Consider the following 15,690-nt stretch of genomic DNA (forward strand, 5'->3'; position numbering starts at 1 on the left):
TCAGCCCGCCGCGCCCACGAGTTCCCGCTCGGCGCTTCCGGCGTCCGTCGCGGTGTTGCGCTGCGCGCCCGTGCGGCCGGTCTCGAGCAGCTCGGCGAGGAACGCGCCGGTGTGGCTCTCCGCCACCTTGGCGACCTGCTCGGGGGTGCCCGTCGCGACGATCGTGCCGCCGCCCGCGCCGCCCTCGGGCCCGAGGTCGATGACCCAGTCGGAACTCTTGATCACGTCGAGGTTGTGCTCGATCACGATGACCGTGTTGCCCTTGTCGACGAGACCGTTGAGCACCTTGAGCAGCAGCGAGACGTCTTCGAAGTGCAGACCGGTCGTGGGCTCGTCGAGCACGTAGATCGATCGGCCGTTGCTGCGGCGCTGGAGCTCGGTCGCGAGCTTGACGCGCTGCGCCTCGCCACCCGACAGGGTGGTCGCGGACTGGCCCAGGCGCACGTAGCCGAGGCCCACGTCGACGAGGGTCTTAAGGTAGCGGTGGATCGCCTGGATCGGCTCGAAGAACTCGGCGGCCTCGGAGATGGGCATCTCGAGCACCTCGGCGATGTTCTTGCCCTTGTAGTGCACCGACAGGGTGTCGCGGTTGTACCGCTTGCCGTGGCAGACCTCGCAGTCGACGTAGACGTCGGGCAGGAAGTTCATCTCGATCTTCAGCGTGCCGTCACCCGAGCAGGCCTCGCAGCGTCCGCCCTTGACGTTGAAGCTGAAGCGCCCGGCCTGGTAGCCGCGCACCTTCGCCTCGGGCGTCTCGGCGAAGAGGCTGCGGATGCGGTCGAACACTCCGGTGTAGGTCGCGGGGTTCGAGCGCGGGGTGCGGCCGATGGGCGCCTGGTCGACGTGCACGACCTTGTCGAGGTTGTCGAGGCCCGTGACGCGGGTGTGCTTGCCCGGCACGCGCCGCGCACCGTTCAGCTTGGAGGCGAGGACCTCGTACAGGATGCCGTTGACCAGCGTCGACTTGCCCGAACCGCTCACGCCGGTGACGGCGGTGAGCACGCCGAGCGGGAAGTCGGCGGTGACGTTCTGCAGGTTGTTCTCGCGCGCACCGACCACGCTGACCTGGCGCTTCTTGTCGATCTTGCGGCGCTTCTTGGGTGCCTCGATCGAGCGGCGACCGGACAGGTAGGCGCCGGTGAGCGAGGCCTCGTCATCGAGGAGCCCTGCCAGCGGGCCGGAGTGCACGACGTTGCCGCCGTCGACGCCGGCGCGGGGTCCGATGTCGACGACCCAGTCGGCGGCATGGATGGTCTCTTCGTCGTGCTCGACCACGATGAGGGTGTTGCCGAGGTCGCGCAGCGTCTCGAGGGTCTGGATGAGACGGCGGTTGTCGCGCTGGTGCAGGCCGATCGAGGGCTCGTCGAGCACGTAGAGCACGCCCGTGAGTCCGGAGCCGATCTGCGTGGCCAGGCGGATGCGCTGCGCCTCACCGCCCGAGAGCGTGCCCGCCGCGCGACCGAGGCTGAGGTAGTTGAGTCCGACCTGCAGCAGGAAGTCGAGTCGCGCGCGGATCTCGCGCAGCACCGCCGCGGCGATGGTCGCTTCGCGGTCGGTGAGCGTGAGGTTCGAGAAGAACTCGCGCGCGTCGGCCAGGCTCATGCGCGAGGCCGCGGCGATCGAGGTGTCGTCGACGAGCACGGCGAGCACCTCGGGCTTCAGGCGATCGCCGTCGCACACGGCGCAGGGCACCTCGCGCAGGTATTCCGACCAGCGCTGGCGCTGCGTGTCGGACTCGGCCTGCAGGTACTGGCGCTCGATGTAGGGGACGACGCCCTCGAATCCCGAGGCGTACCGCATCTCGCGACCGTAGCGGTTCTTCCACTTGACGGTGACCTTGTAATTCTCACCGCGCAGCACCGCCTGCTGGACGTCGTGCGAGAGGTCTTTCCACGGGGTGTCGAGCGAGAAGTCCAGGTCGCGCGCGAGGCCCTCGAGGAGGCGCTCGTAGTACTGGAACAGTCCCTTGCCCTGCGTGGTCCAGGGCAGGATCGCGCCCTCGCGGATCGAGAGCTCCTCGTCGCCGAGCATGAGGTCGACGTCAACCGACATGCGAGTGCCGAGGCCGGAGCAGACGGGGCACGCGCCGAACGGCGCGTTGAACGAGAACGTGCGGGGCTCGATCTCGGTCAGCTGCAGCGGGTGCCCGTTGGGGCACGCGAGCTTCTCGGAGAACGACTGCCACGCGTCGTCGCCCTCTTCGTCGACGTAGTTGACCTGCATGATGCCGCCGGCGAGGCCCATCGCCGTCTCGACGGAATCGGTGACGCGGCTGAGGTTGTCTCCGGATGCCACGAGCCGGTCGACCACCACGGCGATGTCGTGCTTATAGCTCTTCTTCAGCGTCGGGGGCTCAGACAGCTGCACGAGCTCACCGTCGACGACCGCGCGGGCGTAGCCCTTGGCGCTCAGCTCTTTGAAGAGGTCGACGAACTCGCCCTTCTTCTGGGTGACGACGGGGGCGACGATCTGGTATCGCGTGCGCTCGGGCAGCTCCATGAGCTGGTCGGCGATCTGCTGCACCGTCTGACGCTGGATGCGTGCGCCGCAGTCGGGGCAGTGCGGCACGCCGATGCGTGCCCAGAGCAGACGCATGTAGTCGTGGATCTCGGTGATGGTGCCCACCGTGGACCGAGGGTTGCGGTTGGTCGACTTCTGGTCGATCGACACCGCGGGGCTGAGCCCCTCGATGAAGTCGACGTCGGGGCGGTCGACCTGGCCGAGAAACTGACGCGCGTAGGCGCTCAGCGATTCCACGTACCGACGCTGACCCTCGGCGAAGATCGTGTCGAACGCGAGGCTCGACTTGCCCGAACCCGACAGACCCGTGAAGACGACGAGGGAGTCGCGGGGGATGTCGAGGTCGACGTTCTTCAGATTGTGGACGCGGGCACCCCGGACACTCAGCTTTCCGCTGGAGCCGGAATTCGCCGCGGAGGAGGGCGAGGAGACGGGAACGATGGGCACCTGTTAAGTCTAGGTCGGACCTCCGACATCGGCCCCGGGTTCGCCCCGGGCGCACGAATGTGCGAAGGTGCGAGCCCTTCGATCACTGCCTCGGATCCGCCGCGAAGGGGGCGAGCCCGTCGCGCAGCGCTCGCAACGCGCGCTCGTCGACGCCCACGCGCTCCATGATCTTGCCCGGGACCTCGAGGGCCGCCTCGCGCAGCGCCCGGCCCTGGTTGGTCAGGTCGATGTCGAGCACGCGCTCGTCGTCGCTGCGACGGGAGCGCACCACCCGCCCTTGCGCCTCGAGGCGCTTGACCAGCGGCGAGAGCGTCGCGGGTTCCATTGCGAGTTCTCCGGCCAGCGCACCTAGGGAGCGCGGCGCCTGCTCCCACAGAGCGAGCATCACGAGGTACTGCGGGTGCGTGAGCCCCAGCGGCTCGAGCACCGGCCGGTAGATCGACACCACGTTGCGCGCGGCGGTGACGAGCGCGAAGCACACCTGGTTCTCGAGCTTCAGTGGATCGTCCACGCACCCTCCCGAATACTTAGTACACTAATGATCATGACACGAAAGGATCCGGAACGCCCGCCACTGCGCGAGCGCGTCCGCGAAGCCGGGGGCTGGTACCAGTACCTCAACACGCGACTGATCCGCGTCGCCGGGCCGGCGTCGGTCGGCCCGTACGAGACCACGCCCGAGCCCGTGCGCACGGGTCGTCCCTGCCCCCTGTGCGGTCACGCGATGACCGAGCACAGCGTCGACCGGTCGGGACCCAAGCCCCTGCTGCACTGCCCCTGAGCCACCCACCGCCGGTGGGCTGACGCGCAGGAACACTCATGCGGCGCCACCACCGGTCGACCCCAGAGCCTCGGTGCTGCGCTCCGCGCCCAGCCCACGGCGGTCCGTTCAGCCGAGGTCGGGCCTGCCCTGCTCGTCCAAGGGCCAGCCGGGGTTGACGGCGATCTCCCACGGGTGCCCATCGGGATCGACGAACACCCCGGAATAACCGCCCCACGGCGTTTCTGCGCCTGTACGCGCGAGCCGCGCCCCGGCCGCTTCGGCGCTCGCCAGAATGGCATCGACTTCGGCAGCGTCACCCACGTTGTGAGCCAAGGTCACCCCGCCCCATCCTCCGCCGTCCGCGACTCCCGAGTCCGCGGCAAGTTCTGCGCGACCCCACAGCGCGAGGACCTGGCCGCCGGTGTCGAAGAACGCCACCTCGCCGGCGACCGACGAGCGGTGCTCCCGCCATCCGAGCGCGCGGTAGAACGCGACAGCGCGATCGAGATCGGCCACTCCGAGGGTGACGAGCGTGAGGCGCTGTTGCATGACGATCCTCCCGGTGTCAGGCGTGACCCGCGCGCTCCATGGCGCGCAGCTCCTTCTTCATGTCCTGCACCTCGTCGCGAAGGCGTCCGGCGAGCTCGAACTTCAGCTCCGACGCGGCCGCCAGCATCTGCTGCGTCAGGTCGGCGATCGTCGACTCGAGCTGATCGGCACCCTCGGCCGCGATACCGGTCCGGCGCAGCGACGGTGTGGGCGACTTGCCCTTGCCCGCCTTGTCGTTGCGCGCCAGCAGCTTCTTCGTATCGGAGGCCTCGCGGTTCAGCACCTCGGTGATGTCGGCGATCTTCTTGCGCAGCGGCTGCGGGTCGATGCCGTGCTCGGTGTTGTAGGCGATCTGCTTCTCGCGGCGACGCTCGGTCTCTTCGATGGCCTTCGCCATCGAGTCGGTCATCTTGTCGGCGTACATGTGCACCTCGCCCGACACGTTTCGGGCGGCGCGGCCGATGGTCTGAATGAGGGACGTGCCGCTACGGAGGAATCCCTCTTTGTCGGCGTCGAGGATCGCGACGAGCGAGACCTCGGGGAGGTCGAGACCCTCGCGCAGCAGGTTGATGCCCACCAGCACGTCGTACACGCCGGCGCGCAGCTCGGTGAGCAGCTCGACGCGGCGGAGCGTGTCGACGTCGGAGTGCAGATAGCGCACGCGCACCCCGTGCTCACCGAGGAAGTCGGTGAGCTCCTCGGCCATCTTCTTGGTCAGGGTGGTCACCAGCACGCGCTCGTCTCTCTCGACGCGGATGCGGATCTCTTCGAGCAGGTCGTCGATCTGCCCCTTCGAGGGCTTCACGATGATCTCGGGGTCGACGAGTCCGGTGGGGCGGATGATCTGCTCGACGACGCCGTCGGCGATGCCCATCTCGTAGCGCCCCGGGGTCGCCGACAGGTAGACCGTCTGCCCGACGCGCTCCTTGAACTCGTCCCACCGCAGTGGGCGGTTGTCCATGGCGCTGGGAAGGCGGAAGCCGTGCTCGACGAGGGTACGCTTGCGCGACGCGTCGCCCTCGTACATGGCGCCGATCTGCGGCACCGTCACGTGCGACTCGTCGATGACGAGGAGGAAGTCGTCGGGAAAGAAGTCGAGCAGCGTGTGCGGCGGATCGCCGGGCATGCGGCCGTCCATGTGCCGGGAGTAGTTCTCGATGCCCGAGCAGAAGCCGAGCTGCTGCAGCATCTCGAGATCGAACGACGTGCGCATGCGCAGTCGCTGCGCCTCGAGGAGTTTGCCCTGCATCTCGAACTCTTTCAGGCGCTCCTCGAGCTCGTGCTCGATCGTGCCGATCGCGCGCTGCACGGTCTCGGTGCCCGCGACGTAGTGCGACGCCGGGAAGATCGGCACCGACGCCATCTTCTCGATCACGTCGCCCGTGAGCGGATGCAGGGTGTACAGCGCCTCGATCTCGTCGCCGAACATCTCGATGCGGATGGCGTACTCCTCGTACACCGGGATGATCTCGATCGTGTCGCCGCGCACGCGGAAGTTGCCCCGCGAGAAGTCGACGTCGTTGCGGTTGTACTGCATCGAGATGAACTTGCGGATGAGCGCGTCGCGGTCGTAGCGCTCCCCCACCTGCAACGCGACCATCGCGCGCAGGTACTCCTCAGGCGCGCCGAGACCGTAGATGCACGACACGGTCGAGACCACGACCACGTCGCGGCGCGAGAGCAGTGAGTTCGTGGTCGAGTGGCGCAGACGCTCGACCTCGGCGTTGATCGAGCTGTCCTTCTCGATGAAGGTGTCCGTCTGCGGCACGTAGGCCTCGGGCTGGTAGTAGTCGTAGTACGACACGAAGTATTCGACCGCGTTGTTGGGCATGAGCTCGCGGAACTCGTTCGCGAGCTGCGCCGCGAGGGTCTTGTTGTGGGCGAGCACGAGCGTGGGCCGCTGCACCTGCTCGACGAGCCAGGCCGTCGTCGCCGACTTTCCGGTACCCGTGGCACCGAGCAGCACGACGTCGGTCTCACCCGCGTTGATGCGCCCGGCGAGCTCGGCGATCGCCTGCGGCTGATCGCCGGACGGGGTGTACTCGCTGATGACCTCGAAGGGACGGACGGAACGCGTGGCCTGCATGATTCCAGCGTAGGCGGGACCTCCGACATCGGGGTCGGCTTGCGTTCGCCCAGCGCGAGCGCGACCGCCCGGACGAACCGGTGAGCGGTCTCAGCGGGCGGTGACCCGGTCCCAGAGCCGATCGACCTGCGCGCGGGTGTCGTTCATCGTCGTCGCCGTGTCGATCACCACGTCGGCCAGCGCGAGACGCTCGTCGTCGCCGACCTGCGAGCCGATGCGGGCTCGGGCGTCGGCATCCGTCATCCCGCGCTCGTGCACGAGGCGGTGCACCCGCAGCTCGGCCGGGGCGTGGGCGACCACGACGAGGTCCCAGGCGTCGCCACCACGTGCCTCCGCGAGCAAGGGCACGTCGTAGACGACCACCGCAGCGGGATCCGTGGCGAACGCCTCCCGGAAGCGTCGCTCCGATTCCGCGCGCACCGCGGGATGCACGAGGGCGTTCAACGCCGCGAGCCGCTCGGGATGCCCGAACACGCGCGCGCCGAGGGCAGGACGATCCAGCGATCCGTCGGGGCGGATGACCTCGGCCCCGAACTCGCGCTCGATCTCGGCGAGCACCGGGGATCCCGGAGCCTGCACCTCGCGAACGATGGCGTCGGCGTCGACCACGACGGCTCCGTGAGCGGCGAGGAGGGAGGCGATGGTCGACTTGCCCGAGGCGATGCCGCCGGTCAGCGCGAGAAGAGGCACCCGACGAGGATGCCACACGCGCCACCCCCCAGCGGCGATCCGTCGCGTCGTCTAGCATTCGAGAAGGCCGCCGCCCGCTCGGCCCTGAAAGCTTCGCCATGTCCGCCACGCGCACCACGGTCGTCATCGAAGACGACCTCGACATCCGTCTTCTCGTGTCGACGGTGCTCGAGGGAGCCGGGTTCGTCGTGCATGCGGCCGCGACCGGTCTCGACGGCATCGAGCTGGTCCGTCGATACGATCCGTCCGTGGTCACGCTCGACGTGAGCATGCCCGGGATCGACGGGTTCGAGACCGCTCGGCGCATCCGCGCGTTCAGCACGACGCGCATCCTGATGGTCAGCGCCCGTGCCGACGACGCCGAGCAGCGCGCCGGACGCGAGGCCGGCGCCGACGACTACCTCACGAAGCCGTTCCGCCCTCGCGAGCTGCGCCAGCGCGTCGAGTCGCTCCTCGACGCCTCCGCCTGAGCACTCAGACCAGTCCGAAGGGCTGCGTGCCGGTCACGGCGGCGTGCGCGGCAGCCTCGTCCGCGCGTGCGATGAGCGCCGCGGCATCGAACCCGTGATCGGCGGTGAGCGCCATGCCGATGCCCACCACCGGAACGACCGACGGCCCGAGACGGGCGAGGTCGGCGACGACCCGCTCGTGCAGGATGCGCGCGACCCGCCTCACGTCGGTGGTCGCCGTGGTGGTGAAAGCCACCGCGACTCCGGCGGGGTCGACCTCTCCCACCAGCGCCATGGTGGGCGCGTGACGGCGCACCGATGCGCGGAACTCGCCCGCGATCGAGTCCGCCTCGTCGGGCCCGAAGGCCACGGCGACGCGCCGCAGGTCGTCGATGCGCACGCCGATCAGACCGACGCCCTCGTCCGCTCCCTCGGCACGCGTGCAGACGATGGTCATCGTCGCCTCGAACGATTCGCGGAACAGCACGCCGTCGGCATCCACCGACAACGACTTCGCCGTGCCCGGCCCGCGTAGCACGGACTCGTTGGCCCGCAGGGCCGAGGTCACCACGACCGCCGCGATCACCAGCGTGATCGTGAGCAGCGATGACACCCGCGTGTCGAACACCATCCGGAACAGTTCACTGTCGGGACCCAGGCTCACGAAGACGACCGTGCGCACCGCGAACCAGACCGCCTCGATCCCCAGCACCAACGTCAACCCGGTGGAGCTCCACCGTCGTCGGATCGCGCCGCGACGGGTCTCGACGGCACCGACCACGGCGAGGGCGGCGTTGCCGAGGAAGAGCGCCACCGCTCCCGCCCAGTCCCCGCCGTCTGGACCCGCGGCGAGGGCCGCGACGATGACGATCAGCCCGACGGCCGCCACGATCAACGAGGGAAGGCGCACGGGGCGCCGGTTGAAGGCGACGCATCCGAGCCAGATGAACCCCGTCGCCGCGACGAAGGCACCGTTGCCGAGCGCGACCGCGAGGTAGACGTCGGGCAGCAGGAGCCAGCCCACGTAGCAGAGCGCCGAGAACGTGCCCGCCAGATACGCACTCGCCCAGAGGCGGCCGGGCAGGCCATCCTTGAGCATGAGCGTGTCGAGCAGGTACATCACGGCCGACACGACGATGACCACCGATGCGGCGGTCTGCAGGCTGAGCAGGTCGAGGTTCATGCGCGCTCCTTCGGGTCGCGCGGCAGCCGCACGGTGAATGTGGCGCCTTCGCCCGGGGCGGTGCGCACGGTGATCTCCCCGCCGTGCGCGCGCGCGAGGTCGCGACTGATAGCGAGCCCGAGGCCGCTGCCGTGCGTCGAGGTCTTGCGTACCGCGTCTCCGCGGAAGAACCTTTCGAACAGGCGCGCCTGTTCGCTGGGCGAGATCCCCGGTCCGTCGTCCGCGACCACGATCGACAGCGACTGCACGTCGGCGGTCACCGCCACGGTGATCGAGGCGCCGCGGGGGATGTACTTGACGGCGTTCGAGAGCAGGTTGTCGACGATCTGACGCACGCGTCGGGCATCGACGACGGCGCGGATCGGGGCGATCTCACCGGTGATGATCCGGATGCCGTGGTCCCGGGCACGCGGTTCGATGGACTCGATCGCGGCGCGGACCAGCGCGGCGATGTCGGTGGGGCTGCGGTCGAGTTCGATGGCACTCCCCCCGCCCGAGGCCGTGGACTGCGAGAGGATGTCGGCGACCAGTTCGAGCAGTCGGGAGGCGTTCCGCTCCGCGATCTCGAGCCGGTCGCGCGCGGCGTCGTCGAGGGTGTCGTCGTCGAGCACCAGGTCGAGGTAGCCGATGATCGAGGTCAGCGGGGTGCGAAGCTCGTGCGAGACGCTCGCGACGAGGTCCTCGCGCGCACGGCGGGCCTGCTCCTCGACGGTGACGTCGCGCGAGACGACCACTCCCCCAGCGTCCACCCCGTCGGGGGCGGGGAGGCGGCGCGCGGTGACGCTGAGGGCGCGCCGGTCCTCACCCGGGAGCCCGTACCAGACCATCTCGCTCTCGAACACCTCGCCGGCGCGCGCGCGGGCGAGTGGGCTCGCCGAGGCGGCGATGGCCGTCGAGCCGTCTGCGGCGAAGACCGCGATCTCGTGCCCGAACGCATCCGTGGTGTTGAGCAGCAGCCCGTGCGCGGTGTTCGTCACGGCGAACTCGCCCGTCGCGGTGATGCGCGTCACACCGAAGTCGACGGCATCCAGCACCTCTGTCACGAGGTCTTCCTGCCGTTGCGCCCGCGCGACCGCGCGACGCAGCTCGGCCGACTGCTTCTCGAGCAGGGCCCGCTGCGCTCTCGCCCGGCGCGCCGTCAAATGCGCCATCGACGACAGCGCCGCGATGATGAACGGCAGGATGAACGTCGACGACGCGAAGCGCTGCTCGTTGTCGGTGATGGTCTGGTGCAGCAGCAGGATGCTGACGACACTCGATACCCCGACCACGCCCCGCAGTCCGAACGACCCGCCGATCCACAGCGCCGGGAACGCCCACAGCAGCCCGAGGCCGGCGACGGGGGCGCTCTCGCGCATCACCGCTATGACGACCACGTCGGCGCCGGGCAGGAGCAGGAGCGCCCAGCGCGGCAGCGCCTCCCAGCGCACCAGCACGGCCGCGATCGTGCCCGCGTAGATGACGGCCGCCCCGACGAAGAACAACGACGGATCGCGCACCTGACCGAGCACGATCGACACGATCACGCCGATCGTGGCCGCTGCGGCGAGCAGCGATTGGTTCGAGACGATGCTGCGCCGCAGGCCGAGACCTTCGCTCGGGTTGAAGGGCGCCATGGCCTCGACCATAGCGTTCTCCCAGGCGCCGCCGCGGGAGGTGGGAGCGGTTTCTCGCGCGGACCCTCCGGTGAGGCGCCGTCTCAGTCCCGCCGGCCGGCTCAGAAGCCGAAGTCGCCCCCACCGAAATCGCCGCCGCCGAAGTCGCCACCGAACCCGCCGCCGGCGTCGCCGCCGAATCCGCCGCCGATGTCGCCACCGGCATCCGCTCCCCCGGCATCCGTCGCCGAGGCATCGGCTGTGCTCGCGTCGCCCGCGGCGTCATCCGCCGCTGCGCCGTCGGCGTACCCCGCGTCGTACCCCGGGTCGAAGAGGGCTCCGACCAAGGCGGATCCGACGACGTACCCGCCGATCGTGCCGAGCATCGACGCGCCGAGCATCGAGCCGAACCCGGGACCGTTCGAGAACGAACGGCCGGCGAACGTGCGCTCCATGAAGCCCGGCTGCCGGTACTCGGCGCGGGTGGCGGCTCGCGCCAGCGCGTCGGGGTCGTCGGTGCGGGGTCGCTCCGCGGGGTCGAGCCCCGACGACAACTCCTGCAGCACCTGCCGGCGCTGCTCCGGGGAGAGCTTGCCGAACGCCTCGGCGTGCACCTGCTCGACGGTCTCGGGCGGAGCGGTGCGCAGCAGATAGCGGTATCGCTCGATCGCCTGCTCGTCGGCGGATGATCCGGATGCCGATGGCGCAGCGCCCTGCGCCGCCTGAGCCTGCGGCGGGGGCGGCGCGTACCGGCCGTCGGTGTCGCGCAGCTCGCTCGCGGTCCCGCGGGGCGCGGGAGGCACATCGGCGCGTCGGGAGTCGTCGCCGGAACCGAAGAGTCGATCGAGGAAGCCCATGCTGGTTGCCTTTCTGCGGGTGTGCGCCCACGCTACGGGGCGCGACACGGCCGAGACAGGGCTTGCGCCCGCACCCTCAACCGCGTCGCGCGAGGGCCTCGCTCACCCAGCGCGCGTACCGCGCCCACGGGTCGTCGACTCCGGCGGCGAGGCCGGCGATGTGCGCGTCAAGCGCGGGACTGCGGCGGAACCACTCGGTCCGCCCGAACCGCTCGTCGGCGAACAGCGCGTGTCGCCGGCGCTCGACGAGCCGGTCGCCCGGCTCGAACGCGAGGAGCTCGTCGTGCCAGATCGCAGCGAGGCGGCGACGCGGGTGGGCCGTGGTGCCGATCTTCACGCGGTCGTCGAAGCGCAGGTAGTAGACGACGTCGACCCGCGGAGGGGGGAGCTCGTCGTCGAGCGGTTCGCCGTGCCGCCACTCGCACACCGCGCACAGCCATCCCGACGGCCAACGCACGCCGAGACGCGATCCGCACACGAGGCACGGGGTGGGCAGGACGTCGGTGACGCCCTCCCGGGCGGCCGACCAATCGGCGCTCACCGCGAGGTGCCAGGCGCACAGCGCGATCGGCACGTCGGGCTCGACAACGCCGACGCAACCGACGACCAGACAGGGAGGAGAGGGGGGCACGGCGTCAGGTTACGCGCGGCCTCCGACATCGCGGACGACCGCCGTCCGTCACCGGTGGCGGCCGCCCGCGGGCGTCAGTCCTCGACGGCCGGCGCCTCGAGCAGCAGGAACAGGCCCGCGTAGGGGCCGAGCTCGAGCGAGAAGCTCTGCAACTCATCGACCCGGCCGACCGTCTCGCCGGTGGAGGCGTCGACGGCGGTGCTCTGCGGCACGAGCCACTCCGAGCGCACGGTGCCCTCGATCGTCTCGTTCGAGAAGTTCAGCACCGTGATCTGCAGCGGCGCAGTCTCGTCGCGTCTGTCGCCCCCGTCGAGGCGATGCACCATGACGAGCATGCTCGGGTGCCCGACCTGCGGGATGTCGACCTGCGACGCGACGGCGATGCCGTTCTCGCTGCGGATGCGGAGAACCTCGCGCAGCCCCGAGAGGAACGACTCCGGGTCGTTCTGCTGGGTGCCGAGCGAGCCGTACAGCGACCGCGCGCGCGGGATCCCCGACATCGACGACGACGCCTCGGGCGCGACGTCGAGCAGATCGTGCCCTCCGCGCTCGATCCACCGGGTGTCGCCCGACGAGATCAGGTGCCGCACGTCGTCGGCCGGGAGCGTCAGCGACCCGGTGAGGTCCCACCCCGAGAGGGCGAACACACCGGGCTGCCACGAGTTGTACTTCGCGAGAAGCAGGTGCGCGTCGCGGATCGCCGGGATGTCGGCTTCGGTGATGTCGCTCAGGGTTGCCTTGCCCTGGGTGGCCGCGATCAGCGAGGCCGAGGTGCAGGCGATGCCGTTCTGCGTGAAGACGAGGTTGTAGTCGGCCTCGACCGTCAGCTTCTCGGTGAGGTCGGCACGCACCATCTCGGCGATCTCTCCGCCGCTGTACTCCTCGTGGCGGAAGGGGTACAAGGTGTCGCGGTGCGTGGTCGCCCAGTGCACGAGCTCGTAGGTCAGCTCGTCGTGGTTCTGCAGACCGTGCACGAGCTGCACCGGCTCCACGCCCGTCTCGAGGGCCGTGTTCAGCGCGAGGCGGAGGAACTCGGTGTTCGCCGTCGCGAGGGCGTGGTGGTACCCGGGCCGGGTCACGAAGTCGTAGGAAAGGTCGGCGCCCACTGCTCCGGTGTCGCGGATGTCCTCCATCGTGAGGTTCAGCTCCTGGAAGGTGAACCCGCCCACCTTGCGGACCATGCCCGCGATGATGTGGTTCGCCGCGTGCGAGAGCGGATGACCTTCCGACCACGCCGGGAGCCCCTCCGCGCTCTTCTCGACACCGAGGAAGCCGTTCGCGTCGAGACGCAGGGCGCTCGTGCCGAGGTCGCCCAGCGAGTGCAGGGCGTCGCCGATGACGAGGCGCATGCCCGCGAACGTGGGGTCGAGCCAGTTGATGGAGGGCTGTCCCTCCTTGAAGTAGTGCAGGTAGACCCATCGGCGCTCGAGGCCGTCGGTTCCCACGACCGGAGCGGTGGTGCTCCAGTTGGTCTCTTTCACACCGGGGGTGTAGAAGATCACACGCTGCAGCTCGCCGATGATGTAGCCACGAGCGCTGAGTTCGCGCTCGGTCTCGGAGTCGAGGTTGACCGAGTCGCGACCGGCGGGGACCTCGGGCAGCAGGTCCCAGTCCTCACGCGGGATCTCGACCATGTGGTAGATGCCCGGGTAGTCCTTGTACGCCATCTCGGCGAGGCGGAAGTCAGCGCCCTTGCCCGTGTGACCGGGCACGATGTCGTCGATGACGCTGCCGCCGTGCGACTCCGCCACGTCGGCGACGCGGCGGAAGGCATTCTCGTCACCGAACTCGGGGTCGATCTGCGTGCTGATGCGGTCGAAGTGGCCGTCGACGCTGGGCGTCTCCTGCCAGCCCGTGATGCCGCCGGCCCGCTTCACGGGACCCGTGTGGATGCCGTTGATCCCGACCCACTCGAAGGCCTCCCACAGCGCCTCGTCGCCGAGCGCTTCGAGGAACGACTCCCCCGGGCGCGTGATCAGCGAGATGGGGTAGGCCGTGAACCAGACGTCGGTCGACTCGATGGCGCGGCGCGCATCGGGCCGGGCGTACGGGTTGCGCCACATGGACGGCTGACCCGACAGCTGCCGGCTCAACACGTCGGCATCCTTCAGCATGGACTGACGGACCAGCCACTCCACGTAGGAGGGGTTGCCGCCGTTGGCGTTGCGCGGATCCGTGAGGAAGCGACGCAGCGTGCCGCCGCGGAACTGATCCCGCGGGCGAAGGCGCCGCGGCCGCGCCGGATAGCGCTGCTCGTCGTAACTGATCTCGGTCGTGGCCTCCGCCACGTCGTCGGCCTCGACACGCTCCGCGTCGAAGTGATCCGCATCGACCACGGCGTCATCCGCCATGCTCCGCTCGTCGGCGTCATCCACGCGCGACCTCCCTCTCACATCACCATCGACGCTAGTCGGTTCTCCCGACATCGACGGTGGCCATTGACCTCGTCCCTCGGTGTGTCGATGAATCCGCGGCTCACGGGGCACCGCGCGGCGCGCGAAGAGCCGCCACCGCGAGCACGAACGCCGCGCCGCACATCACCAGGACCGCGCCGACGAACGGCGCCCACCCGAGCGAGCCGAACAGCAGTCCCAGCGCCCAGCCGAACACGCTGGAGCCGGCGTAGTAGCCGAGGTAGTACAGCGACGACGCCTGGGCGCGCGCCCTCGCCTCGGCGGCCACGGGTGTCCATCCGGATGCCACGGCGTGCGCGCCGAAGAAGCCCGCGGTGAACATCAGCAGGCCGGGGATCACGGCGATGAGCGTCGGCACGAACATCAGTGCGGCGCCCGCGCCCATCACCCCGATGCTCCAGAGCAGGACGGGGAGCCGGCCGTGCCGGACCGCCAGGGCGCCCGCACGCGGGGATGACGCCGTGCCGGCGAGGTAGGCGAGGAACAGCAGGGTCACGAGCGCCGGCGCGAGGGAGAACGGCGGAGCCGTCAGATGGAAGCCGAGGTAGTTGTACACCGCGACGAAGGCCCCCATCAGCAGGAAGCCCTGTGCGTAGAGCGCGAGCTGCACGGGCGACCGCAGGTTGGAGGCCAGTCGCGCGCGGATCGTCGGTCCCCGTTCCCGCCGGGCGCGGCCGGGAACGAACCCGCGCGCTTTCGGGACGAGGCCCAGGAACAGTACGGCCGCGATCACGCAGAGCACGACGACGGATGCCACTCCCCACCGCCACCCGGCGAGTTCACCGATCCAGCCCGAGAAGACGCGTCCCGACAACCCGCCGACCGTCGTTCCCGCGATGTAAGAGCCTGCAGCCGCGGCCACATGGCGCGGCGACACCTCCTCGCTGAGGTAGGCGAGAGCCACGGCGGGGACGGCGCCGAGCGCGGCTCCCTCGAGCAGGCGGAGCGCCAGCAGCACACCCATGTCGCCGGCGAACGGCGTGAGCGCCCCCAGGAGGGTGGCGACGAGGAGGCCGATCGTCATCGCGGGGACCCGACCGATGCGATCCGCGACGATCGACCACGGGATGACGGCCGCCGCGAGACCCAGCGTCGACGCCGACACGGTCAGCGCGGCCGCCGCGGGCCCGCCGCCGATATCGGCGGCGATGGCGGGGAGGACGGCCTGGGTGGCGTACAGCTGCGCGAAGGTCGCGACTCCGCCGAAGAAGAGACCGATGAGAAGACGTCGGTACTCGCGGCTGCCCGGTACGTGCCCCGAGAACCCGCTCACGGTCTCGACCCTACCCGGCCCGGATACGACGAAACGCCGCCGCATCCCCTCCTGTCGGTGGGGTGCGACGGCGTCGTGCCGAATGCGGGCGTGTGAGCACGCCTGTAAATGCGAAATGGCCACCCAGCTTTGGGTGGCCATTTCGACTTAAAGGAAGTCCGGCGGTGTCCTACTCTCCCACAGGGTCCCCCCTGCAGTACCATCGGCGCTGAGAGGCTTAGCTTCCGGGTTCG

Annotated in this window: 13 protein-coding genes and 1 rRNA gene; 2 read left to right on the top strand and 12 right to left on the bottom strand. The window is 69.8% G+C overall.

Annotated elements, in window-relative coordinates:
• Positions 1–2,967 (bottom strand): excinuclease ABC subunit UvrA, encoded by a 2,967-nt coding sequence (gene uvrA, locus M3667_RS09220; RefSeq protein WP_251507495.1) that lies wholly within the window; start codon positions 2,965–2,967, stop codon positions 1–3.
• 82 nt (positions 2,968–3,049) lie between these two features.
• The gene (locus tag M3667_RS09225; protein WP_251507497.1) at positions 3,050–3,478 is read right to left on the bottom strand and encodes a MarR family transcriptional regulator; all 429 of its coding nucleotides are present in this window, start codon (positions 3,476–3,478) and stop codon (positions 3,050–3,052) included.
• 33 nt (positions 3,479–3,511) lie between these two features.
• On the opposite strand from M3667_RS09225, the gene M3667_RS09230 reads away from it, so the two are divergent.
• Positions 3,512–3,748, top strand: a complete 237-nt coding sequence (locus tag M3667_RS09230; RefSeq protein WP_230704545.1) for a hypothetical protein — start codon at positions 3,512–3,514, stop codon at positions 3,746–3,748.
• Between the two features lie 108 nt (positions 3,749–3,856).
• Here the strand turns inward: M3667_RS09230 and M3667_RS09235 are convergent, their stop codons facing one another.
• The 3 genes from M3667_RS09235 to coaE all read right to left on the bottom strand — a co-directional run bounded on the left by M3667_RS09235 (position 3,857) and on the right by coaE (position 7,055).
• Positions 3,857–4,279, bottom strand: a complete 423-nt coding sequence (locus M3667_RS09235) for a VOC family protein (RefSeq protein WP_251507500.1) — start codon at positions 4,277–4,279, stop codon at positions 3,857–3,859.
• A gap of 16 nt (positions 4,280–4,295) precedes the next feature.
• Positions 4,296–6,365, bottom strand: a complete 2,070-nt coding sequence (gene uvrB, locus M3667_RS09240; RefSeq protein ID WP_251507502.1) for an excinuclease ABC subunit UvrB — start codon at positions 6,363–6,365, stop codon at positions 4,296–4,298.
• Positions 6,366–6,455: 90 nt separating this feature from the next.
• Complete coding sequence (gene coaE, locus M3667_RS09245; protein WP_251507504.1) at positions 6,456–7,055, bottom strand: dephospho-CoA kinase; 600 nt, start codon at positions 7,053–7,055, stop codon at positions 6,456–6,458.
• A gap of 98 nt (positions 7,056–7,153) precedes the next feature.
• Here coaE and M3667_RS09250 point away from each other — a divergent pair, with 98 nt between their 5' ends.
• Positions 7,154–7,525, top strand: coding sequence for a response regulator transcription factor (locus M3667_RS09250; RefSeq protein ID WP_251507505.1), 372 nt, complete (start codon positions 7,154–7,156; stop codon positions 7,523–7,525).
• A 4-nt stretch (positions 7,526–7,529) separates the two neighbouring features.
• Here the strand turns inward: M3667_RS09250 and M3667_RS09255 are convergent, their stop codons facing one another.
• From M3667_RS09255 to rrf, 7 genes are all read right to left on the bottom strand, one after another.
• Positions 7,530–8,687, bottom strand: a complete 1,158-nt coding sequence (locus M3667_RS09255) for a hypothetical protein (protein ID WP_251507506.1) — start codon at positions 8,685–8,687, stop codon at positions 7,530–7,532.
• Complete coding sequence (locus tag M3667_RS09260) at positions 8,684–10,315, bottom strand: cell wall metabolism sensor histidine kinase WalK (protein WP_251507507.1); 1,632 nt, start codon at positions 10,313–10,315, stop codon at positions 8,684–8,686. Before M3667_RS09260 ends, M3667_RS09255 begins: the two co-directional genes overlap by 4 nt.
• Positions 10,316–10,404: 89 nt before the next feature.
• Positions 10,405–11,139 (bottom strand): hypothetical protein, encoded by a 735-nt coding sequence (locus M3667_RS09265; RefSeq protein ID WP_251507508.1) that lies wholly within the window; start codon positions 11,137–11,139, stop codon positions 10,405–10,407.
• A 76-nt stretch (positions 11,140–11,215) separates the two neighbouring features.
• Complete coding sequence (locus M3667_RS09270) at positions 11,216–11,770, bottom strand: GIY-YIG nuclease family protein (protein WP_251507509.1); 555 nt, start codon at positions 11,768–11,770, stop codon at positions 11,216–11,218.
• 74 nt (positions 11,771–11,844) lie between these two features.
• Complete coding sequence (treS, locus tag M3667_RS09275; RefSeq protein WP_251507510.1) at positions 11,845–14,145, bottom strand: maltose alpha-D-glucosyltransferase; 2,301 nt, start codon at positions 14,143–14,145, stop codon at positions 11,845–11,847.
• Between the two features lie 100 nt (positions 14,146–14,245).
• Entirely contained in the window at positions 14,246–15,457 is a 1,212-nt protein-coding gene (locus M3667_RS09280; RefSeq protein ID WP_251507511.1) for an MFS transporter, read from the bottom strand.
• 156 nt (positions 15,458–15,613) lie between these two features.
• A 5S ribosomal RNA gene (gene rrf / locus M3667_RS09285) occupies positions 15,614–15,690 on the bottom strand; the annotation flags it as partial.

Source organism: Microbacterium sp. P26, assembly GCF_023712585.1.
Taxonomy (GTDB): Bacteria; Actinomycetota; Actinomycetes; order Actinomycetales; family Microbacteriaceae; genus Microbacterium; species Microbacterium algihabitans_A.